The organism is Citrobacter sp. wls706, from assembly GCF_005281305.1.
Lineage (GTDB): Bacteria > Pseudomonadota > Gammaproteobacteria > Enterobacterales > Enterobacteriaceae > Citrobacter > Citrobacter werkmanii.
This window is the reverse complement of sequence record NZ_SZXG01000037.1, coordinates 18265-36491: the sequence shown is the minus strand read 5'-3', so window position 1 is coordinate 36491 and position 18227 is coordinate 18265. Positions and strand designations below refer to the sequence as shown.

The window sequence follows — 18227 nt, the reverse complement described above, 5'->3', positions numbered from 1 at the left end:
TAGCCGCAATAGCCGCTGCCGCCAGTAACGCCAGGCGTTTTTTACCATCCAGCCTGAAAGAGAACGAGGGTAAAAACTGAGTTACTTTTTTTATTAGTTCATTCATAGCGTTAGACTGACATGCTCATCAGGTCATTGAATCCGGAAGCGACTTTATTACGTACCTGCACCAGCGCGGAAAACGATAACGATGCCTGCTGACTGGCGATCATCGCCCCCGCCAGGTCGTCGCTTTTCCCCATCTCAATGGCCGTTTGTTTTTGCTCCGCAACCTGCTGGAACCGATCAACATGATTCAGCGCCCCCTGCATAACCCGGTCGAACGAAACCGGAGATGATGCCAACTGGGGGTTTACCTGCATCGGCGAAAGGACGGGCGCTTGCGCGACCGCTTTCATCTGCTGCATGTCCTGCATCATTTGCGTCTGCATGGTACTGGCTGGGGCTATCGTATTTATGCTCATGACCTACTCTTAAAATTAGAAAAGCGTTCTCGGTACCACAGACTGATTCAGGAAAAGATTTCTATTCCCTGTTTTCGCATTGATGCCAGACGATAACGAAGCGCACGTGGTGTTATTCCTAATAAATCAGCGATTTTGGTTTTATTACCCTGATATTTGCGCATCAGGTCAGCGATATATTGATACTGTGCGCTGCGACCATGCTGGCCCAGATTGTCGCTGGTGGTGATCTGCGCGCTGGGTTTAGGTTGCCATTGCGGCTCGCTCCAGGAATCGGACTCAATGGATGGCAGGCCTAACGTATCGGGATAAATGACGCCATCACGATTAAGGATCATTCCTCGTTGAATGGCGTTCTCCAGTTGGCGCACATTACCCGGCCACGCATAGCTCAGTAACGCCCGGCGTGACGATTCAGAAAGCTTGATATTTTTTACCAGCACCGTGGAGTATTTTTTAATAAAGGATTCCGCCAGTGGGATAATATCTTCCATACGCTCGCGCAAAGGCGGCATGGTCAACGGAATCACTGACATGCGATAATAGAGATCTTCTCTGAAGCGTCCTGCCGCAACCTCTTCTTCAAGATTTTTATTGGTGCAGGCAATTAAACGAAAATTTAATTTGATGAGACGGTTACTTCCTAAACGCTCAACCTGTTGTTCCTGTAATACACGCAGTATTTTGGCCTGTAGTGCCAAAGGCATATCGCCGATCTCATCCAGCAGTAATGTACCGTTATTGGCTAATTCCATCTTTCCCGGTACGGTGGCCACCGCTCCAGTAAACGCCCCTTTATCATAACCAAAGAGCGTTGCTTCAAGCATGTTTTCAGGAATAGCGGCGCAGTTCACACCGATATAAGGCGCCGACGCCTCCTGCGCAAATGCAATCGAGTGAATAAATTTGGCGATACATTCTTTACCAGTACCGGTTTCGCCATGGATAAGTACTGGAACATTAAACGCAGCAATACGCCTGGCCATTGAAAAAACGTTAATGCTGGAGGCTGCTTCGGCAATAAGTTCAAACATGATTATTTACACTTAGAAGTAAAGTTAACATCCGTTACGAGAAATATACAAATCATTCCAAAGCACAATCATCGAATAATAGATATCGCCCGTGCCATGTCTTAATCTCATCCTTGCTCATGTTTTACCGCCCGTTCACGGGGCAGCCCTATCGGAGACTATTTCCAAATAGGGATTTTCCTAAAAAAATACTATCACCAGTAACATTAACAATCTTAAATTAAAAGATAATAAAAATATTATTCCTTTAAAAACATCAACCTATAAGAAAAACCGTGTAAAAAACAGACACAATGATAAGCCTAAGCAGCGACAGGCAGTAAGTGGGCAACATCACGGATGTGTAATTAATTATTTTTTAATTATAGTTCATCACCATTAATAACTTGCAGAGGAGAGGGGTAAAATATCTAATATCCAGCCCTACTCCATTGACGTGAGTAGGTACTGCATTTCGTATCTAATGGACTTCAACACTATGAGAATAGCGTCAAGGATGAACAGTAAATTAAATGGATTTGTATTTTCTTTGATAACCGCGGAATTTGATATCAACTTATCCGCCCCAGAAATTACAGCTGAGAAAGCGTACCATGCTGAAATATAGTCAAACGCCCGGAATCTTTAAACTTGAAGGAAACCGGCTTGGACGTCCATATCATCGTCTGCCGACTATGTTTACGGGAAGTTTTGATACAATTGAATCACATCTTGGAAACTATTTCCTGAAAAAACATCGCACAAATATAACACTAAAAAAAATACACTGTGAGATGGATGTTATCAATAAAAGTGCGGAATTATTAGTTTCTCAGGTTGGGCATCTGGCCTTTGATATCGACCGCGCATTATTGTTAATGTTATTAGGTAACTTTTATGGTCTGACATCATCTCTCGCCGACGAGAAGTCGCAAGATGATTTACCAACCAAAACGGAAATCCGGTTGCGAAGCAGACTGGCACTGGATATTTGCAATATCATTTTTAATAAAAATATATCCGGTATTCCACTGACGCTCAAACCCGACAGCAGCACCATACAAACCCACTGGGCTTATCAGCTTACATTTGTATTAGGTGATGATGAGAATTGTAGTTTCCGCATCTTACTGGACGATTCGCATACCGATTACATTCTGAATTTGATCCGCCGTAGCGAACACGGAGAGAAAAAAAAGCAGATTGATAAAACCAGCGCTGAAACGCGTAAAAAAACGCTGATCAAAGAAATCATTCATACGCTGCCGCTAACCATGAACGTGAAGATTGCAGAAATTCCTCTGAATGTTGCCGACCTGACGACGATTAAACCCGGCGATATTTTACCGATTGCGATGCCTGATACTTTCCCTGTTTATATCGGGAAATCCGAATTATTTAATGCCCTGATCGTAGAGGATAAAGACAAACTGTTTTTGTCCGAATTAACGAGCAAGACGGAGAAATCCTATGAGTAAGCCAGAAGATATTTTAGAGCAAGGCTTCGAGTTAGCCCCCGAAGCGACTACGCCACCCACACCGTCTGTCACAGAAAAGCTGGTGGCGCGTTTAGAAGACCGTTTTTCCGAGTCGATGTCATTACTCAAACGTATTCCGGTCACGCTAACGCTGGAAGTTTCATCCGTAGAGGTGATGCTGGCCGATCTGCTGAACATCGATGATGACACCGTCATCGAGATGGATAAACTCGCCGGTGAACCGCTGGATATCAAGGTCAATAATATCCTGCTAGGTAAGGCTGAAGTGGTTGTGGTCAACGAAAAATATGGCCTGCGCGTCCTTGAATTCAACACGCATGAAATCAACGACCTGGCACCATGAAACGCGCGCCAACACTCACACTCTTACTGGGTATCTCGTTACTCATCCTTTCTCCCTTTGCCTGCGCGCAAGGGGGAGATATCCCGTTGCTGAATGTGATTTCACACGGAAATAGCCAGGAATACAGCGTAAAAATCCAGGTCCTGATCCTGATGACCCTGGTGGGCATTCTGCCTACCCTGGTGCTGATGATGACCTGTTTTACCCGTTTTATTATTGTTCTTTCCCTTCTGCGCCAGGCGTTGGGGCTGCAACAAACGCCGCCGAACCGCATATTGATTGGCATTGCGCTGTCGTTAACCATGCTGGTGATGCGCCCAATTTGGATCAACATTTACGATCATGCCGTGGTCCCTTTTGAAAACGATCAAATCACGCTCCCCGACGCCCTGAGTACAGCCGCTTCGCCATTGAAACGCTTTATGCTGGCGCAGACCAATAAAAAAGCGATTGCGCAGATAATGACAATCGCCAACGCGAAAGGGAATGCAGTCGACCAGGATCTTTCCATTATCGTTCCCGCCTATGTGCTAAGCGAACTCAAAACCGCCTTCCAGATAGGTTTTATGATTTACATTCCGTTCCTCGTGATCGACCTGATCGTCGCCAGCGTACTGATGGCGATGGGGATGATGATGCTGTCACCGCTGATCGTTTCGCTGCCCTTTAAGCTGATGCTGTTTGTGCTTATTGATGGCTGGGCGCTGACCGTTGGGACGCTGACCTCCAGCATTCGCGGTCTGGGACTGGGCTAACGGAGATCAGACATGCTTACCATTGATGTAGCCGCAGACATCGTCGCCAGCGGTATAAAAGTTGTGATCATTTTAGTCTGCGTGTTGGTCGTTCCCAGCCTTCTGGTCGGTATGTTAGTCAGCATTTTTCAGGCTGTGACGCAGATTAACGAACAAACGCTTAGTTTTTTACCCCGGCTGATCGTCACCCTCGCGGTATTGGGTATTTGCGGAAAATGGATGATCGTCCAGTTGAGCGATCTCTGCGTGCATCTGTTCACTCAGGCCGCCATTCTGGTGCACTGACATGCGCGAAACAGATATTACACAGTTAAGTAATCTGATTCTGGGTATGTGGTTTCCCTTCGTGCGCATTATGGCGTTTATTCACTACGCGCCAGTACTGGATAATGCCGCACTGACCATACGTATACGCATTATTTTGTCACTGGCGTTGGCCTTTATCATTACGCCCCTTATCCCCCACCCGGTGCCCACCAGCCTGCTGTCGATGAACAGCGTTATTTTGACCGCAGAGCAGTTTCTGTGGGGGATGCTTTTTGGCCTGATGCTGCAGTTTTTATTTTTAGCGCTGCAACTGGCGGGTCAGATCCTCTCTTTTAATATGGGGATGAGCATGGCGGTAATGAACGACCCCAGCAGCGGCGCGTCAACGACGGTGCTGGCGGAAATGATCAACATCTACGCGGTGATCCTGTTTTTTGCCATGGACGGACATCTGTTGCTGGTGAGTATTTTATTCAAAGGCTTTACTTACTGGCCGATTGGCAATGCTCTGCATCCGCAATCTCTGCGCACGATTTCCCTGGCGCTGGGCTGGGTATTCGCCGCCGCCACGCTGCTGGCGCTGCCGACAACCTTCATCATGCTGATTGTTCAGGGCTGCTTTGGTCTGCTAAACCGTATTGCACCACCGCTCAACCTGTACTCATTAGGTTTTCCCATCAACATGCTGGCGGGCCTGATCTGCTTTGCGACTCTGCTTTACAACCTGCCCGACCACTATTTGCACCTGGCGAATTTCGTCTTACAGCAGCTTGACGCGTTGAAGGGGCACTATGGCGGATAGCAGTAGCGAAGAAAAAACAGAAAAACCCTCGGCGCAAAAACTTCGCAAGGCCAGACAAGAGGGACAAATACCGCGTTCAAAAGATATGGGGCTTGCCGCCAGTCTGTTTGCCGCGTTTATGGTGATCTCCAGCAGCTTTCCCTGGTACGAAGATTTCGTGCGCGAAAGCTTTATCAGCGTGCATCAGTACGCGCAGAACATTAATGACCCGGATATCATCGGTCAGTTTCTTGAGCACCATCTGCTGATTCTGGGGAAATTCATCCTGACGCTGTTACCGATGCCGGTTGCCGCGCTGTTTGCCTCACTGATTCCGGGAGGCTGGCTATTCCTGCCGATAAAAATATTGCCGGACTTTAGCAAATTAAGCCCGATCAAAGGGATTAGTCGCCTGTTTTCCACCGACCATCTGGTCGATACCGGCAAGATGACGCTCAAAGCGATAGTGCTGCTGGTGATGCTATGGCTCAGCGTACGCAATAACGTTGCCGCATTCCTCGGCTTACAAGAGCTTCATTTCAAACAGGCCATCAGCGATGGTCTGGCGCTGTACAGCAGCATCATGCGCAACTTTGTCATCTTGTTTGTTTTCTTTGCGTTGATCGATGTCCCTCTGGCAAAAAAAATGTTCACCAAAGGGCTGAAGATGACGAAACAGGAAGTGAAAGAAGAGTATAAAAATCAGGAAGGTAAACCCGAGGTTAAGGCCAGGATCCGTCGCCTGCAACGGCAAATGGCTATGGGGCAAATTCGCAAAGTTGTGCCAAAAGCCGATGTGGTGATCACCAACCCAACCCACTATGCCGTGGCGCTACAGTACGACCAGTCACGCGCCGCAGCGCCTTTCGTGGTTGCTAAAGGCACTGATGAAATCGCGCTGTATATCCGCCAGGTGGCGGCAGAAAGCAATATTGAAGTTGTTGAGTTTCCTAAGCTGGCACGCTCCGTTTATTACACCACCCAGGTGAATCAACAGATCCCATTTCAACTGTATCGGGCGATTGCACACGTCCTGACCTATGTACTGCAAATGAAGCACTGGCGTGACGGTTCACAAGCACGTCCTTCGCTGAACAGACATATTTCCATTCCAAAAGAGGTTCTTAAACTGGATGCCGAAAACAACTAAACAATTCCTGGCGCTGCTGCGTAACGGTAACATCGGCATTCCGCTGGTTATACTGTGTATCCTGGCCATGGTGATCCTGCCGTTACCACCGGCTCTGCTGGATATTCTGTTCACCTTTAACATCGTGCTGGCGGTGATGGTGCTGTTAGTGGCCGTTTCAGCGAAACGCCCGCTCGAATTCAGCTTGTTCCCGACCATTCTGCTGATCACCACCCTGATGCGATTGACGCTGAACGTGGCGTCAACACGCGTGGTATTACTGCACGGTCACATGGGTGCAGGCGCTGCCGGTAAGGTGATTGAGTCCTTCGGCCAGGTGGTGATCGGCGGTAACTTTGTCGTTGGTTTCGTGGTGTTCATCATTCTGATGATCATTAACTTTATCGTGGTGACCAAAGGTGCGGAGCGTATCTCCGAAGTTTCTGCCCGCTTTACGCTTGACGCCATGCCCGGTAAGCAGATGGCGATCGATGCCGATCTCAACGCAGGACTGATTAATCAGGCGCAGGCGCAAACACGACGTAAAGACGTAGCGGGCGAAGCGGATTTCTATGGCGCGATGGATGGTGCGTCAAAGTTCGTACGCGGCGATGCCATCGCCGGGATGATGATCCTGGCTATCAACCTGATCGGCGGCGTCTGTATCGGGATCTTTAAATACGATTTAAGCGCCGAAGCCGCATTCCAGCAATACGTACTGATGACCATCGGTGACGGCCTGGTCGCCCAGATCCCTTCTCTGCTGTTGTCGACCGCGGCAGCGATCATCGTCACCCGTGTAAGCGACAGCGGCGATATTGCCACAGACGTGCGTAGCCAACTGCTGGCCAGCCCCTCCGTGCTGTATACCGCCACCAGCATTATGTTTGTGCTGGCAGTGGTGCCGGGGATGCCGCATTTCCCCTTCCTGATTTTCAGCGCCCTGCTGGGATTCACCGCCTGGCGCATGAGCAAGCGCCCCAAGGTGGCGGAGACCGAAGAGAAAAATCTCGAAACGCTGACCAAAACCATCGCTGAAACCACCGAGCAGCAGGTCAGTTGGGAAACCATCCCTTTAATTGAACCTATCAGCCTGAGCCTGGGATACAAGCTGGTGTCGTTGGTTGATAAATCCAAAGGGAATCCGCTCACTCAACGTATTCGCGGTGTGCGGCAGGTGATCTCAGACAGCAACGGCGTGTTGTTACCGGAAATTCGCATTCGTGAAAACTTCCGCCTCAAACCGACCCAGTACGCCATTTTTATCAATGGGATCAAGGCCGATGAGGCCGATATTCCCGCAGATAAGCTGATGGCGCTGCCCTCCAGTGAAACCTATGGCGAGATCGACGGTGTTTTAGGTCACGATCCGGCCTACGGAATGCCGGTCACCTGGATTGTCCCAGCGCAAAAAGCGAAAGCGTTAAATATGGGGTATCAGGTTATTGATAGCGCCAGCGTCATTGCGACGCATGTGAATAAGATCATTCGTAACTATATTCCAGAGCTGTTTAATTACGATGACATTACGCAGTTGCATAACCGTCTCTCTTCTATGGCGCCACGTCTGGCGGAAGATTTGAGCGCAGCGCTGAATTACAGCCAGCTCTTGAAAGTGTACCGGGCGCTGCTTATCGAAGGTGTGTCATTGCGCGATATCGTCACCATAGCCACCGTACTGGTCGCTAGTAGCGCCGTGACCAAAGATCATATTCTGTTAACGGCGGATGTGCGTCTGGCGCTACGTCGCAGCATTACCCACCCGTTTGTACGCAAAGATGAGCTAGCGGTATATACGCTGAATAGTGAACTGGAGAATCTGCTGGCGAATGTGGTGAATCAGGCTCAGCAAAGTGGAAAAGTGGTGCTGGACAGTGTGCCGGTCGATCCCAATATGCTGAATCAGTTCCAGACCAATATGCCGCAGATAAAAGAGCAGATGAAAGCGGCGGGGAAAGAGCCGGTGCTGCTGGTCGCGCCGCAGTTACGTCCTCTGCTCGCGCGCTATGCGCGCCTGTTTGCCCCGGGCCTACAGGTGTTGTCTTATAACGAAGTTCCGGATGAGCTGGAATTAAAGATCATGGGGGCGTTGAGTTAACGCCTGGCGAGGCGGTGTGATTACACCGCCTTTTTGATTACAGAATCGTATTTTCCGTAAGAATACGACGGGCACCAAGATAATGATCCCGCCAGAAGTCATCGGATAAATTGCTCACCCGAATGGTTTCTCCCGTCCTCGGCGATTCAATAAATTGCCCCTGCCCCAAATAGACGCCCATATGATCGGCAATATCCCGGCTGTGAATATGAAAGAAGACTAAATCACCACGGCGAAGATCGCGGTTAGAGACGATGGTTGCCCGTCGGTAGTGATACATTTCATTCGCCGTCCGGGGCAATTTTGCCGCCAGGATTTTGTTGTAGGCATAAAAAATCAGCCCGCTACAGTCAAACCCTTCATCAGGATCGGTACCTCCCCACAAGTAGGGTTTACCTAGCTGTTGCTCAAGTCGGTGGATGGCCACTTCAGTGATATTGTGCAGATGATCGCTACTGAGAAAATGATCATTCTCAGCCAGTTCCTGCCAGCGATGGTCGCTGGCTTTTAGTGGGCCAGGGAACCACTCCGGGTGCTGTTTAATCAGCGCCCGGTTCTGCTGGCGCAGCGCGCGTTTACTTTCTGCGTTGCCTTCCACCACGTAGCTTGCCTGTTTTTTTTCCTGTGCGTGATACTGCTTCAGCAGCCGGGCGCGGTTACGCATCCGCAATTGCGCCGCATAGCTTAAATGGGCGTCAGATAAGTGGGGCTGAACTTTGGCGACAGACGGTAAAGACAGCACAACACACAAAGACAGCAGGCCCGGTAAGAAGCAACGGGGCGCAGAGACAAAAAACATGAAAAGAAGAATACCTGGTCAAACACGTTCGCCGCAGTTTACCGCTATTGCTCATCGTTCCTGTTTAATATTCGATTATTAAATAATTAATTTTTTAAATTCAATATATTAGACATTCTTCACTAATAAGAAGAAATGCAGTGTGCTAACCAACAAAACAAGCCAGTGTCTGACTGCCTTTAAGCGCAATTTTCCGTATAAAGAAAAACTAAAGTGTAAACGCCGCACGAGAGACTTGCGAAAAACTCTCTTGGTGCTAATGTGAGCGCTCCAGATCCAGATTTATCCGATTTGGGGACTCTTTTTGCCGTCCTGGCGTGTGTAATCGTTTTATCAAGGAATAAGCAGTATGCGTAAAATCGCATTTTTTCTTGCGATGCTTTTATTGCCGTGCGTTTCATTTGCTGGTTTGCTGAGCAGCAGCAGCCCGACCACGCCTGTCAGCAAAGAATATAAGCAGCAGTTAATGGGCTCCCCTGTCTATATCCAGATCTTCAAAGAAGAGCGAACGCTGGATCTGTACGTCAAGATGGGCGAACAGTATCAATTGCTCGACAGTTATAAGATCTGTAATTATTCCGGCGGGTTAGGGCCGAAACAGCGTCAGGGCGATTTCAAAAGCCCGGAAGGGTTTTACAGCGTACAACGCGGACAGCTCAAACCGGATAGCCGCTTCTATAAGGCGATTAACATCGGTTTCCCTAACGCCTACGACCGTGCACACGGTTATGAAGGTAAATACCTGATGATCCACGGCGCCTGCGTTTCCGTCGGCTGCTATGCGATGACCGACAACGGTATTGATGAGATTTTCCAGTTTGTCACCGGCGCTCTGGTGTTTGGACAATCCAGCGTACAGGTGAGCATTTACCCATTCCGCATGACCGATGCCAACATGCAGCGTCATAAGTTTTCGTATTACAAAGATTTCTGGGCCCAGTTAAAGCCAGGATACGATTACTTTGAACAAACGCGTAAGCCACCGACCGTTTCCGTCGTCGATGGCCGTTACGTTATCAGCAAGCCGTTGAGTCACGAAGTCGTTCAACCGCAGCTGGCATCAAACTACGCGCTCCCCGAGACAAAATAATGCCCATTCGCCTGGCATAATCTTTTGCCAGGTTTCATTGCCGGTTAACGGCTGAGTGGCAATCACGGTGACCACATCATTGGGTGTGGTCTCTGAGCTAAAATCAATTTCCACATCCTGATCCAGCAGCGTCGCTACGCCAAATGGCGCTCGACGGGTGATCCAAAACAGGTTGGTCGAGCAGAAAGCCATCACATAACGACCGTCAGACAACAGCATGTTGAAGACGCCCTTCTCCCGCAGTTCTCCTGCCAGCGCCGCGATATATTTAAACACCGCTGTCATATTACCTGGCGTGCGTGGATAACGCTCTGTCAGCTTGTTCAGCAGCCAGCAAAAGGCTTTTTCGCTGTCGGTTTCACCGACCGGACGGAAATTACCAGTCTCCAACGATTTATAACCGCTGAGCTGCCCGTTATGGGCATACGTCCAATTGCGTCCCCATAGTTCACGGGTAAATGGATGGGTATTTTCCAGCGCCACTTCTCCACGATTCGCCTGACGAATATGGGCAATTACGGAACAGGATTTGATGGGATAGTCTTGTACCAGTTTAGCGATAGGCGAATTAAAGCTGGGTTGCGGATCTTTAAACGTACGGCAACCCTTACCCTCATAAAACGTAATACCCCAGCCGTCTTTGTGCGGCCCGGTCCCTCCGCCGCGCTGAACCAGCCCGGTGAAGCTAAAGCAGATATCGGTTGGCACATTGGCGCTCATCCCGAGCAGTTCGCACATACATCACCTACCTTAAAACCGTGAACTGCCTGATGGCGCTGCGCTTATCAGGCCTACGTGGAGCTCATGTAGGCCGGATAAGGCTTCAGCCGCCATCCGGCAATCGCCTTCTTATGATTTAACCATCTCTTTTTCGATCAACTGAATCAGGATATGAATCACTTTGATATGAATTTCCTGAATACGATCAGCGTAGCCAAAGTGCGGCACACGAATTTCGATATCCGCACTGCCCGCCATTTTGCCGCCATCTTTACCGATCAGGGTGATGACTTTCATCCCCTTCTCACGCGCTGCGGCAATCGCTTTAATCACGTTACCAGAATTACCCGACGTCGAGATGCCTAACAGGACATCACCTTCACGGCCAACCGCTTCAACGTAGCGGGAGAACACATAATCGTAACCGAAATCGTTGCTGACACAGGAGATGTGGCTAACGTCAGAGATAGCAATAGCCGGATAACCAGGGCGGTTTTCACGATAGCGCCCGGTCAGCTCTTCGGCGAAATGCATCGCGTCGCAATGGGAACCGCCGTTACCGCAAGAAAGTACCTTACCACCGGCTTTAAAGCTGTCTGCCAACAGGACCGCCGCGCGCTGAATGGCGTGAATATTGGCGTCATCTTTAAGAAAATTAGCCAGCGTTTCCGCCGCTTCGCTCAGTTCGTTACGAATAAGATCCTGGTACATGAGGATATCCTTCAGCATGAATGTAAATGACAAGATGCAGTGTACCGGATAGCGCTACCAGCGAGAAGTACAAGCCACAGGAATGGCCGCGGCTTTTGATTTTTTGTGCCGGTTAAAACACCAACAATGTGAGCTTTGTTGTAATTATTTTGTAAACACATTGCTAAAAGAATTTACATCCACTACAACCTTATCATCACAAGTGGTCAGACCTCCTACAAGCAAGGGAGCTTTTCGTTATGATGATTTTGAGTATTATCGCTACGGTTGTTCTGCTCGGCGTATTGTTCTATCACCGCGTGAGCTTATTCCTCAGCAGCTTAATTTTGCTCGCCTGGACGGCTGCGCTTGGCGTGGCAGGTCTGTGGTCAGTCTGGCTGCTGGTTCCTCTGGCCATTATTCTCGTACCGTTTAACTTTACGCCGATGCGCAAATCCATGATTTCTGCGCCGGTGTTCCGCGGTTTCCGTAAAGTCATGCCGCCAATGTCTCGTACAGAGAAAGAAGCGATTGATGCCGGTACTACCTGGTGGGAAGGCGACCTGTTCCAGGGGAAACCTGACTGGAAAAAGCTGCATAACTATCCTCAGCCGCATCTGACAGCCGAAGAGCAAGCGTTTATTGATGGTCCGGTTGAAGAAGCATGCCGCATGGCGAATGACTTCCAGATCACCCACGAACTCGCGGATCTGCCGCCGGAACTGTGGGCGTATCTGAAAGAACACCGCTTCTTCGCGATGATCATTAAAAAAGAGTACGGCGGGCTGGAATTCTCCGCGTATGCTCAGGCTCGCGTATTGCAGAAACTCTCCGGCGTCTCCGGGATCCTCGCAATCACAGTCGGCGTACCTAACTCATTAGGCCCAGGCGAACTGCTGCAGCACTACGGCACCGAAGAGCAGAAGAATCATTACCTGCCGCGTCTGGCACGTGGTCAGGAGATCCCATGTTTCGCCCTGACCAGCCCGGAAGCAGGTTCCGACGCAGGCGCGATCCCTGATACCGGCGTGGTCTGTATGGGTGACTGGCAGGGTCAGCAGGTGCTGGGGATGCGCCTGACCTGGAACAAACGTTATATCACGCTGGCGCCTATCGCTACCGTATTGGGTCTGGCATTTAAACTCTCCGACCCGGAAAAACTGCTGGGTGGGGAAGAGGAACTCGGCATTACCTGTGCGCTGATCCCAACCTCAACCCCGGGCGTACAGATTGGCCGTCGCCACTTCCCGCTTAACGTGCCGTTCCAGAACGGTCCGACGCTGGGCAAAGATGTCTTCGTGCCGATTGATTACATTATCGGTGGCCCCAAAATGGCCGGTCAGGGCTGGCGTATGCTGGTGGAATGTCTGTCTGTGGGGCGCGGTATTACCCTGCCGTCCAACTCCACGGGCGGCGTGAAATCGGTCGCAATGGCAACCGGCGCGTATGCGCATATTCGTCGCCAGTTCAAAATCTCTATCGGCAAGATGGAAGGTATTGAAGAGCCGTTGGCGCGTATTGCCGGTAACGCCTACGTGATGGATGCTGCGGCGTCGCTGATTACCTACGGCATTATGTTGGGTGAAAAACCGGCGGTACTGTCGGCTATCGTGAAGTATCACTGTACTCACCGTGGACAGCAATCAATCATCGATGCCATGGATATTACTGGCGGTAAAGGCATCATGCTTGGCGAAAGTAACTTCCTCGCCCGTGCTTATCAGGGGGCGCCTATCGCCATTACCGTTGAAGGCGCTAACATTCTGACCCGTAGTATGATGATCTTCGGTCAGGGTGCGATTCGCTGCCATCCGTATGTGCTTGAAGAGATGGCTGCGGCGCAGAATAACGATGTGAATGCGTTCGACAAGTTGCTGTTCAAACACATCGGTCACGTTGGCAGCAATAAGGTACGCAGTTTCTGGCTGGGCCTGACGCGTGGCTTAACCAGTAGCACGCCGACCGCCGATGCGACCAAACGTTACTATCAGCACCTGAACCGTCTGAGCGCCAACCTGGCACTGCTTTCGGATGTGTCCATGGCTGTTCTGGGCGGTAGCCTGAAGCGTCGTGAACGTATCTCGGCGCGACTGGGGGATGTGTTAAGCCAGCTGTACCTGGCCTCTGCGGTGCTGAAGCGTTATGACGATGAAGGCCGTAATGAAGCCGACCTGCCGTTGGTTCACTGGGGCGTCCAGGATGCGTTGTACAAAGCCGAACAGGCGATGGACGATCTGCTGAAAAACTTCCCGAACCGTTTGGTTGCCGGTTTGCTGAGTGTGGTTATCTTCCCGACCGGTCGCCACTATCATGCACCGTCCGACAAGCTGGATCATAAGGTCGCGAAGATTTTGCAGGTTCCGAGCGCCACCCGTTCTCGCCTTGGTCGCGGTCAATACCTGACGCCAAGCGAGCATAATCCGGTCGGTTTGCTGGAAGAGGCTCTGCTGGACGTGATTGCAGCCGACCCTATCCACCAGCGGATCTGCAAAGAGTTGGGTAAAAACCTGCCGTTTACCCGCCTGGACGAACTGGCGCATAACGCGCTGGCCAAAGGGTTGATTGATAAAGACGAAGCCGCGATTCTGGTGAAAGCCGAAGCGAGCCGTCTGCGCAGCATTAACGTGGATGACTTCGAACCCGAGGAGCTGGCGACTCAGCCGGTAAAGCTGCCAGAGAAAGTGCGTAAGGTCGAAGCGGCATAACGACACACGCATAACATTTAGCCCCGCTTAATGCGGGGCTTTTTATTGCCACATTTTCGTTAAAGCTCATGCTACAGTGTCAAAATGTTGTTCAACGAGGAGCCTCGATCGTGCCTGGTTTGAAAATTACTCTGCTGCAACAACCGTTGATTTGGATGGATGGCCCGGCCAACCTGCGCCATTTCGACCGACAACTGGAAACCGTCACCGGACGTGATGTGATTGTGTTGCCCGAGATGTTTACCAGCGGATTTGCGATGGAAGCAGCAAACAAATCGCTGCCGCAGGAAGAAGTCGTAAGCTGGATGCGCGCCAAAGCGCAACAGACGAACGCCCTGATCGCGGGCAGTGCCGCGATTCAGTCCGAACGCGGTGCGGTTAACCGTTTTTTACTGGTCGAGCCCGAAGGTAATGTGCATTTCTATGACAAACGTCATCTGTTCCGCATGGCGGATGAACATCAGCATTACCAGGCGGGAGAAGCGCGCGTTATTTTTACATGGCGCGGCTGGCGCATTCTGCCGTTAGTCTGTTATGACCTGCGTTTTCCGGTGTGGTCGCGCAACCGTAACGATTACGACCTCGCCTTGTATGTGGCTAACTGGCCCGCGCCGCGTTCACTGCACTGGCAGGTTCTGCTCACTGCACGGGCGATTGAGAATCAGGCGTATGTAGCAGGATGTAACCGTGTAGGAACTGACGGTAACGGTCATCATTATCGCGGTGACAGCCGGGTGATAAATCCACAGGGTGAGATTATTGCCACCGCCGAGCCGCATCAAGCCACACGTATTGACGCTGAACTGTCGCTCTCGGCACTGCGTGAGTATCGCGAAAAGTTTCCCGCCTGGCAGGACGCCGACCCGTTCGCGCTGTAGATATCGCCTCTCCTCCCGCTGCGTAACATTTTTCCGTAGCGGGATTGTTGCACTCCGTAACCAACCGCAAAACAAATTCGCGTGGCGACATGCTTCAGGCAACGTATTCTGCAAGGGATAATCACTCGTAACCGGCGAGTGTCTGACAATGTTAATAATTCCTTTATCAGGATTTCAATAATGAAGAACTTCGTACGCATGACTTTGCTGGCTGCAACCGTAGCTGGCGCTTCTTTTAGCACGTTTGCAGCAAATGTATCCAACGTTCCCGCTCCAGCTCAGGACCCGGTAGTCCAGCACCTTAAGCTGACCACCGACCAGGTTGCGCAGATCAAAAAACTGCACCAGCAGCTTGAAACCAACGTCAGCCAGATTTCAGTGAAAGATGTTAAAGACGGCGCATTGATTGACGTCATCAAGTCCGGGAAATGGGATGAAACCGCCGTTAAGAAGCAGCTTTCCGCGTTCAGCAACATCGAACAACAAGCGCGTTATTATCGTGTGAAATACTACTTTGACCTGAACAAAGTGCTGACTCCGGAACAGCGCCAGCAGGTACAGAAAGATATCGCACAGACGCTGAGCGAGTAATCCCCAGGGCCTGAATCAGCAATGATTCAGGCTTTTCGGCACGATCTCCTGCTGAAAAAAGAAGCCCTGTACAGCATCTGCGCCGCTCATACGGCAGATGGCGTAATCCTGCGCGGTTTCTACTCCCTCGATCACCACCCGCTCTCCCAGCCCGCGAAATTGATTGACCAGTACTCTCAACTGCCACTCCGATGATCTGAACTGATGAAACATCCCGCTTTCAATTTTAATGGCATCAAAACGGATGCCAGACAGTCGCCAGACAAAAAACAGCTCAGGCGAAACGTCATCCAGCCACACGCGAAAACCATGGCGCACCAGGGTTTTTATGGCGATGCATACCGCCTGCTGTTCTGCCTTTTCCAGACGCATCATGGTAGCGGGATCCTGAATTTCAATAACAATCCGCCCCTGATGCGCCTGCCTGGTGAGTCGCGAGATCCACGACAGACAGGTCAGCATCCTGACGGATAAATTCAGCGAATAGCTTCCTGGGAGTAAGAGTACCCGCTGCATTTGCCACATAAACAGCTGCTGTTTCGCGCTGACAGAAAGATGCTTGAAAAAAAGATCCAGCGGGAGCGGTGTGCGTACCTGGCTTAACACCTCACGGACATCCAGTGATGCATCATCAAAAAAATGAATGCGCTGCAAACGGATCCCGGAGATCCGCAGCAGTTCGGCATTACGGGGAAGCTCTGGTACATATTGAGCCTGTTCGCTGAGTCTGTTCATGTCATTCCATTTTTTGATTAAAAGGACGTCGTGCATCCTGTAACCAGGAGATACGGCGATCGTTCGGGTAGATCAGGTAAAAGCGCGTCGCCAGACGGTGCGCCTGGGTCAGGTCGCGCTGCTGTAACGCCAGCAAGATTTGCGTGAAGGAGATATTCGGGTCCGGGTGAACACGCACATAGTCAGGCGCCCAGCGGCGAACCAACTCCAGCCAGCGAGCATCCCGGGTACGTTGATACCGTTGCAGGTATCCCATCTGGAGATCGAACCGGTAGCGTGTGGCAAGCAACCAGCCGCCCACCGGGAGCGATTCAGCAAGTTGCCACTGTGTTGACTGCCGTTCCGCCAGCGTCAGTTGCTGTTGCGTCTGTAGCGTGAGAAGTAACAAGGGAGTGGCTATCAGAAACGAGATAAATGCCAGCCAACGAATCAACGACGTCGCCGGGCGCGTCAGACTTGCCCCTGTTAGCGCGCCATCTGCGCAACGAAGCAGCAGGATCAGCAATAACCAGTGTGGCGTTGACTGTCTGACTGGGTATTCCGTCAACATATGGATAACCACCGGCAACGCCGCCACCAGGCAGGCGCGACGCCAGCAATTTCCGTGCAGCCAGAGCCATAACCCACCCGCAATAAAACACAGCGCGCCCGCCAGTCCAACCAGACCGCCCTCCACCAGCCACAGCACCAATTCATTATGTGGATGCGAGATACTGCTCAGCCCTAATGGCCCCGCTCGTTCGAGAAAAACAGCAGCGAAACTGCCCACGCCCCATCCCATCCACGGGCGTTCGGCAAATAATGCCAGTGATGTTTTCAGCACCGTCCAGCGCACATGAGAAGTCGTTAAATGATCTACCGTGGCAACGGACAACAAATGGCGAGCGGCAGCGCCTGTCGCCATACCTAACGCCAACGGCAGGAGAAGTAGCAACAGCGTGCGGCGTTGTGCAGGGAACACCACCATCAGCAACACCTCACCGACCGCCAGAGACAAATAGCCGGTTTGCGACTGGGATTCATGCAGCACAAATCCCATCATCACCAGAGCAACCCCGAAAACAATTCGGTATCTGCCGCCCTGGCGTAAAAAGAGCAGCGCTGACAGCAGCACGCCGCACGCAGTGAAACTGGCCAGCAGATTGACCTGCTGAAAAATACCGTAGGGCCGCGTGCCGCGCCGCCAGGCGAACTCCCAGTAATCAACGCCCGGCCAATGCCAGTACTGATAGACAAACGCCACACATTCGATGACGCATGCCCCCCATAACAGGGCCAGCAATACCGTGCGAACGTTTGTCGTAAGTGGAATTTGTAACGTCACCAGATAGACAAGCACGCCACCCAGTAACGCCCCCGCTACCAGCAGCGCCTCGGACCGCCAGATGCCCGGCGTCAGCAGACAAAGCAGCGTCAGGATCAGCGCGCCCAGCATAAATCCAATAGCAGGTACAGTGATGCGCCAGCGTCGGCGAGGCAGTAGCATCGCCGTACTTGCTGCCAATACTGCAGCGTAGATCCAACTGGTAATATTAAGCGGCAACGACAGACCGCTGCCGCCGTTATTCAGCCAGTAGAGGTGCATGATCCCGCACCAGAAAAACAGACTGACAATCAGCAATAATTTCTGGCCAGGCAGCGGCGCAATACGATTCAGTGCGTTCATCATG

18 protein-coding genes are annotated in these 18227 nt (G+C 51.1%); 11 read left to right on the top strand and 7 right to left on the bottom strand.

Features of this window, described 5'->3' with window-relative positions:
* Positions 1-110: 110 nt before the first annotated feature.
* Positions 111-464 (bottom strand): flagellar hook-basal body complex protein FliE, encoded by a 354-nt coding sequence (locus tag FDW92_RS16770; protein ID WP_042310447.1) that lies wholly within the window; start codon positions 462-464, stop codon positions 111-113.
* Positions 465-511: 47 nt separating this feature from the next.
* Positions 512-1498: a sigma-54 dependent transcriptional regulator gene (locus FDW92_RS16765; protein WP_042310449.1), complete on the bottom strand. Its 987-nt coding sequence runs from the start codon at positions 1496-1498 to the stop codon at positions 512-514.
* Between the two features lie 593 nt (positions 1499-2091).
* Here FDW92_RS16765 and FDW92_RS16760 point away from each other — a divergent pair.
* Genes FDW92_RS16760 through flhA form a run of 7 tightly spaced genes read left to right on the top strand, consistent with a single transcriptional unit; the run spans position 2092 to position 8349 of the window.
* Positions 2092-2955, top strand: a complete 864-nt coding sequence (locus tag FDW92_RS16760; RefSeq protein ID WP_042310451.1) for a FliM/FliN family flagellar motor switch protein — start codon at positions 2092-2094, stop codon at positions 2953-2955.
* Positions 2948-3319, top strand: a complete 372-nt coding sequence (locus tag FDW92_RS16755) for a FliM/FliN family flagellar motor switch protein (protein WP_042310452.1) — start codon at positions 2948-2950, stop codon at positions 3317-3319. The genes FDW92_RS16760 and FDW92_RS16755 overlap by 8 nt, the downstream gene beginning before the upstream one ends.
* Complete coding sequence (gene fliP / locus FDW92_RS16750) at positions 3316-4074, top strand: flagellar type III secretion system pore protein FliP (RefSeq protein WP_042310455.1); 759 nt, start codon at positions 3316-3318, stop codon at positions 4072-4074. Before FDW92_RS16755 ends, fliP begins: the two co-directional genes overlap by 4 nt.
* Before the next feature lie 12 nt (positions 4075-4086).
* Positions 4087-4359 (top strand): flagellar biosynthetic protein FliQ, encoded by a 273-nt coding sequence (locus FDW92_RS16745; protein ID WP_003838859.1) that lies wholly within the window; start codon positions 4087-4089, stop codon positions 4357-4359.
* A gap of 1 nt (position 4360) precedes the next feature.
* Positions 4361-5143 carry a flagellar biosynthetic protein FliR gene (gene fliR / locus FDW92_RS16740; protein WP_042310456.1) on the top strand — a complete coding sequence of 261 codons (783 nt, stop codon included), beginning with the start codon at positions 4361-4363 and terminating at the stop codon, positions 5141-5143.
* A complete protein-coding gene (locus FDW92_RS16735; protein WP_042310457.1) occupies positions 5133-6272 on the top strand; it encodes a flagellar type III secretion system protein FlhB in 1140 nt (379 codons plus the stop codon). The genes fliR and FDW92_RS16735 overlap by 11 nt, the downstream gene beginning before the upstream one ends.
* A complete protein-coding gene (gene flhA, locus FDW92_RS16730; protein WP_042310459.1) occupies positions 6256-8349 on the top strand; it encodes a flagellar biosynthesis protein FlhA in 2094 nt (697 codons plus the stop codon). The genes FDW92_RS16735 and flhA overlap by 17 nt, the downstream gene beginning before the upstream one ends.
* Before the next feature lie 37 nt (positions 8350-8386).
* On the opposite strand, the gene FDW92_RS16725 is transcribed toward flhA, so the two are convergent.
* The gene (locus FDW92_RS16725; RefSeq protein ID WP_042310462.1) at positions 8387-9148 is read right to left on the bottom strand and encodes a C40 family peptidase; all 762 of its coding nucleotides are present in this window, start codon (positions 9146-9148) and stop codon (positions 8387-8389) included.
* Between the two features lie 349 nt (positions 9149-9497).
* Here FDW92_RS16725 and dpaA point away from each other — a divergent pair, with 349 nt between their 5' ends.
* Positions 9498-10238 (top strand): peptidoglycan meso-diaminopimelic acid protein amidase, encoded by a 741-nt coding sequence (dpaA, locus tag FDW92_RS16720; RefSeq protein WP_042310464.1) that lies wholly within the window; start codon positions 9498-9500, stop codon positions 10236-10238.
* Here the strand turns inward: dpaA and FDW92_RS16715 are convergent.
* Together FDW92_RS16715 and lpcA are read right to left on the bottom strand one after the other, a co-directional pair.
* Positions 10209-10976, bottom strand: coding sequence for a class II glutamine amidotransferase (locus FDW92_RS16715; RefSeq protein WP_042310466.1), 768 nt, complete (start codon positions 10974-10976; stop codon positions 10209-10211). The genes dpaA and FDW92_RS16715 overlap by 30 nt on opposite strands.
* 111 nt (positions 10977-11087) lie before the next feature.
* On the bottom strand, positions 11088-11669 hold the full coding sequence (gene lpcA / locus FDW92_RS16710; protein WP_137400663.1) for a D-sedoheptulose 7-phosphate isomerase: 582 nt from the start codon (positions 11667-11669) through the stop codon (positions 11088-11090).
* 239 nt (positions 11670-11908) lie between these two features.
* Here lpcA and fadE point away from each other — a divergent pair, with 239 nt between their 5' ends.
* The 3 genes from fadE (at position 11909) to FDW92_RS16695 (ending at position 15822) form a co-directional block, all read left to right on the top strand.
* Complete coding sequence (gene fadE / locus FDW92_RS16705) at positions 11909-14353, top strand: acyl-CoA dehydrogenase FadE (protein WP_042310469.1); 2445 nt, start codon at positions 11909-11911, stop codon at positions 14351-14353.
* Positions 14354-14463: 110 nt separating this feature from the next.
* Positions 14464-15231 carry an amidohydrolase gene (locus tag FDW92_RS16700; RefSeq protein WP_042310470.1) on the top strand — a complete coding sequence of 256 codons (768 nt, stop codon included), beginning with the start codon at positions 14464-14466 and terminating at the stop codon, positions 15229-15231.
* Positions 15232-15411: 180 nt separating this feature from the next.
* Complete coding sequence (locus tag FDW92_RS16695) at positions 15412-15822, top strand: Spy/CpxP family protein refolding chaperone (RefSeq protein WP_038637532.1); 411 nt, start codon at positions 15412-15414, stop codon at positions 15820-15822.
* 15 nt (positions 15823-15837) lie between these two features.
* Here the strand turns inward: FDW92_RS16695 and FDW92_RS16690 are convergent, their stop codons facing one another.
* Both FDW92_RS16690 and FDW92_RS16685 read right to left on the bottom strand, forming a co-directional pair.
* Positions 15838-16557, bottom strand: coding sequence for an EAL domain-containing protein (locus tag FDW92_RS16690; RefSeq protein WP_042310473.1), 720 nt, complete (start codon positions 16555-16557; stop codon positions 15838-15840).
* Between the two features lies 1 nt (position 16558).
* On the bottom strand, positions 16559-18226 hold the full coding sequence (locus tag FDW92_RS16685; RefSeq protein ID WP_042310475.1) for an O-antigen ligase family protein: 1668 nt from the start codon (positions 18224-18226) through the stop codon (positions 16559-16561).
* Position 18227 lies beyond the last annotated feature (1 nt).

Bases quoted from the DNA above. Each gene is read 5' to 3' on its own strand.
- FDW92_RS16770 (WP_042310447.1), bottom strand. From the start codon at position 464: ATGAGCATAAATACGATAGCCCCAGCCAGTACCATGCAGACGCAAATG.
- FDW92_RS16765 (WP_042310449.1), bottom strand. From the start codon at position 1,498: ATGTTTGAACTTATTGCCGAAGCAGCCTCCAGCATTAACGTTTTTTCA.
- FDW92_RS16760 (WP_042310451.1), top strand. From the start codon at position 2,092: ATGCTGAAATATAGTCAAACGCCCGGAATCTTTAAACTTGAAGGAAAC.
- FDW92_RS16755 (WP_042310452.1), top strand. From the start codon at position 2,948: ATGAGTAAGCCAGAAGATATTTTAGAGCAAGGCTTCGAGTTAGCCCCC.
- fliP (WP_042310455.1), top strand. From the start codon at position 3,316: ATGAAACGCGCGCCAACACTCACACTCTTACTGGGTATCTCGTTACTC.
- FDW92_RS16745 (WP_003838859.1), top strand. From the start codon at position 4,087: ATGCTTACCATTGATGTAGCCGCAGACATCGTCGCCAGCGGTATAAAA.
- fliR (WP_042310456.1), top strand. From the start codon at position 4,361: ATGCGCGAAACAGATATTACACAGTTAAGTAATCTGATTCTGGGTATG.
- FDW92_RS16735 (WP_042310457.1), top strand. From the start codon at position 5,133: ATGGCGGATAGCAGTAGCGAAGAAAAAACAGAAAAACCCTCGGCGCAA.
- flhA (WP_042310459.1), top strand. From the start codon at position 6,256: ATGCCGAAAACAACTAAACAATTCCTGGCGCTGCTGCGTAACGGTAAC.
- FDW92_RS16725 (WP_042310462.1), bottom strand. From the start codon at position 9,148: ATGTTTTTTGTCTCTGCGCCCCGTTGCTTCTTACCGGGCCTGCTGTCT.
- dpaA (WP_042310464.1), top strand. From the start codon at position 9,498: ATGCGTAAAATCGCATTTTTTCTTGCGATGCTTTTATTGCCGTGCGTT.
- FDW92_RS16715 (WP_042310466.1), bottom strand. From the start codon at position 10,976: ATGTGCGAACTGCTCGGGATGAGCGCCAATGTGCCAACCGATATCTGC.
- lpcA (WP_137400663.1), bottom strand. From the start codon at position 11,669: ATGTACCAGGATCTTATTCGTAACGAACTGAGCGAAGCGGCGGAAACG.
- fadE (WP_042310469.1), top strand. From the start codon at position 11,909: ATGATGATTTTGAGTATTATCGCTACGGTTGTTCTGCTCGGCGTATTG.
- FDW92_RS16695 (WP_038637532.1), top strand. From the start codon at position 15,412: ATGAAGAACTTCGTACGCATGACTTTGCTGGCTGCAACCGTAGCTGGC.
- FDW92_RS16690 (WP_042310473.1), bottom strand. From the start codon at position 16,557: ATGAACAGACTCAGCGAACAGGCTCAATATGTACCAGAGCTTCCCCGT.
- FDW92_RS16685 (WP_042310475.1), bottom strand. From the start codon at position 18,226: ATGATGAACGCACTGAATCGTATTGCGCCGCTGCCTGGCCAGAAATTA.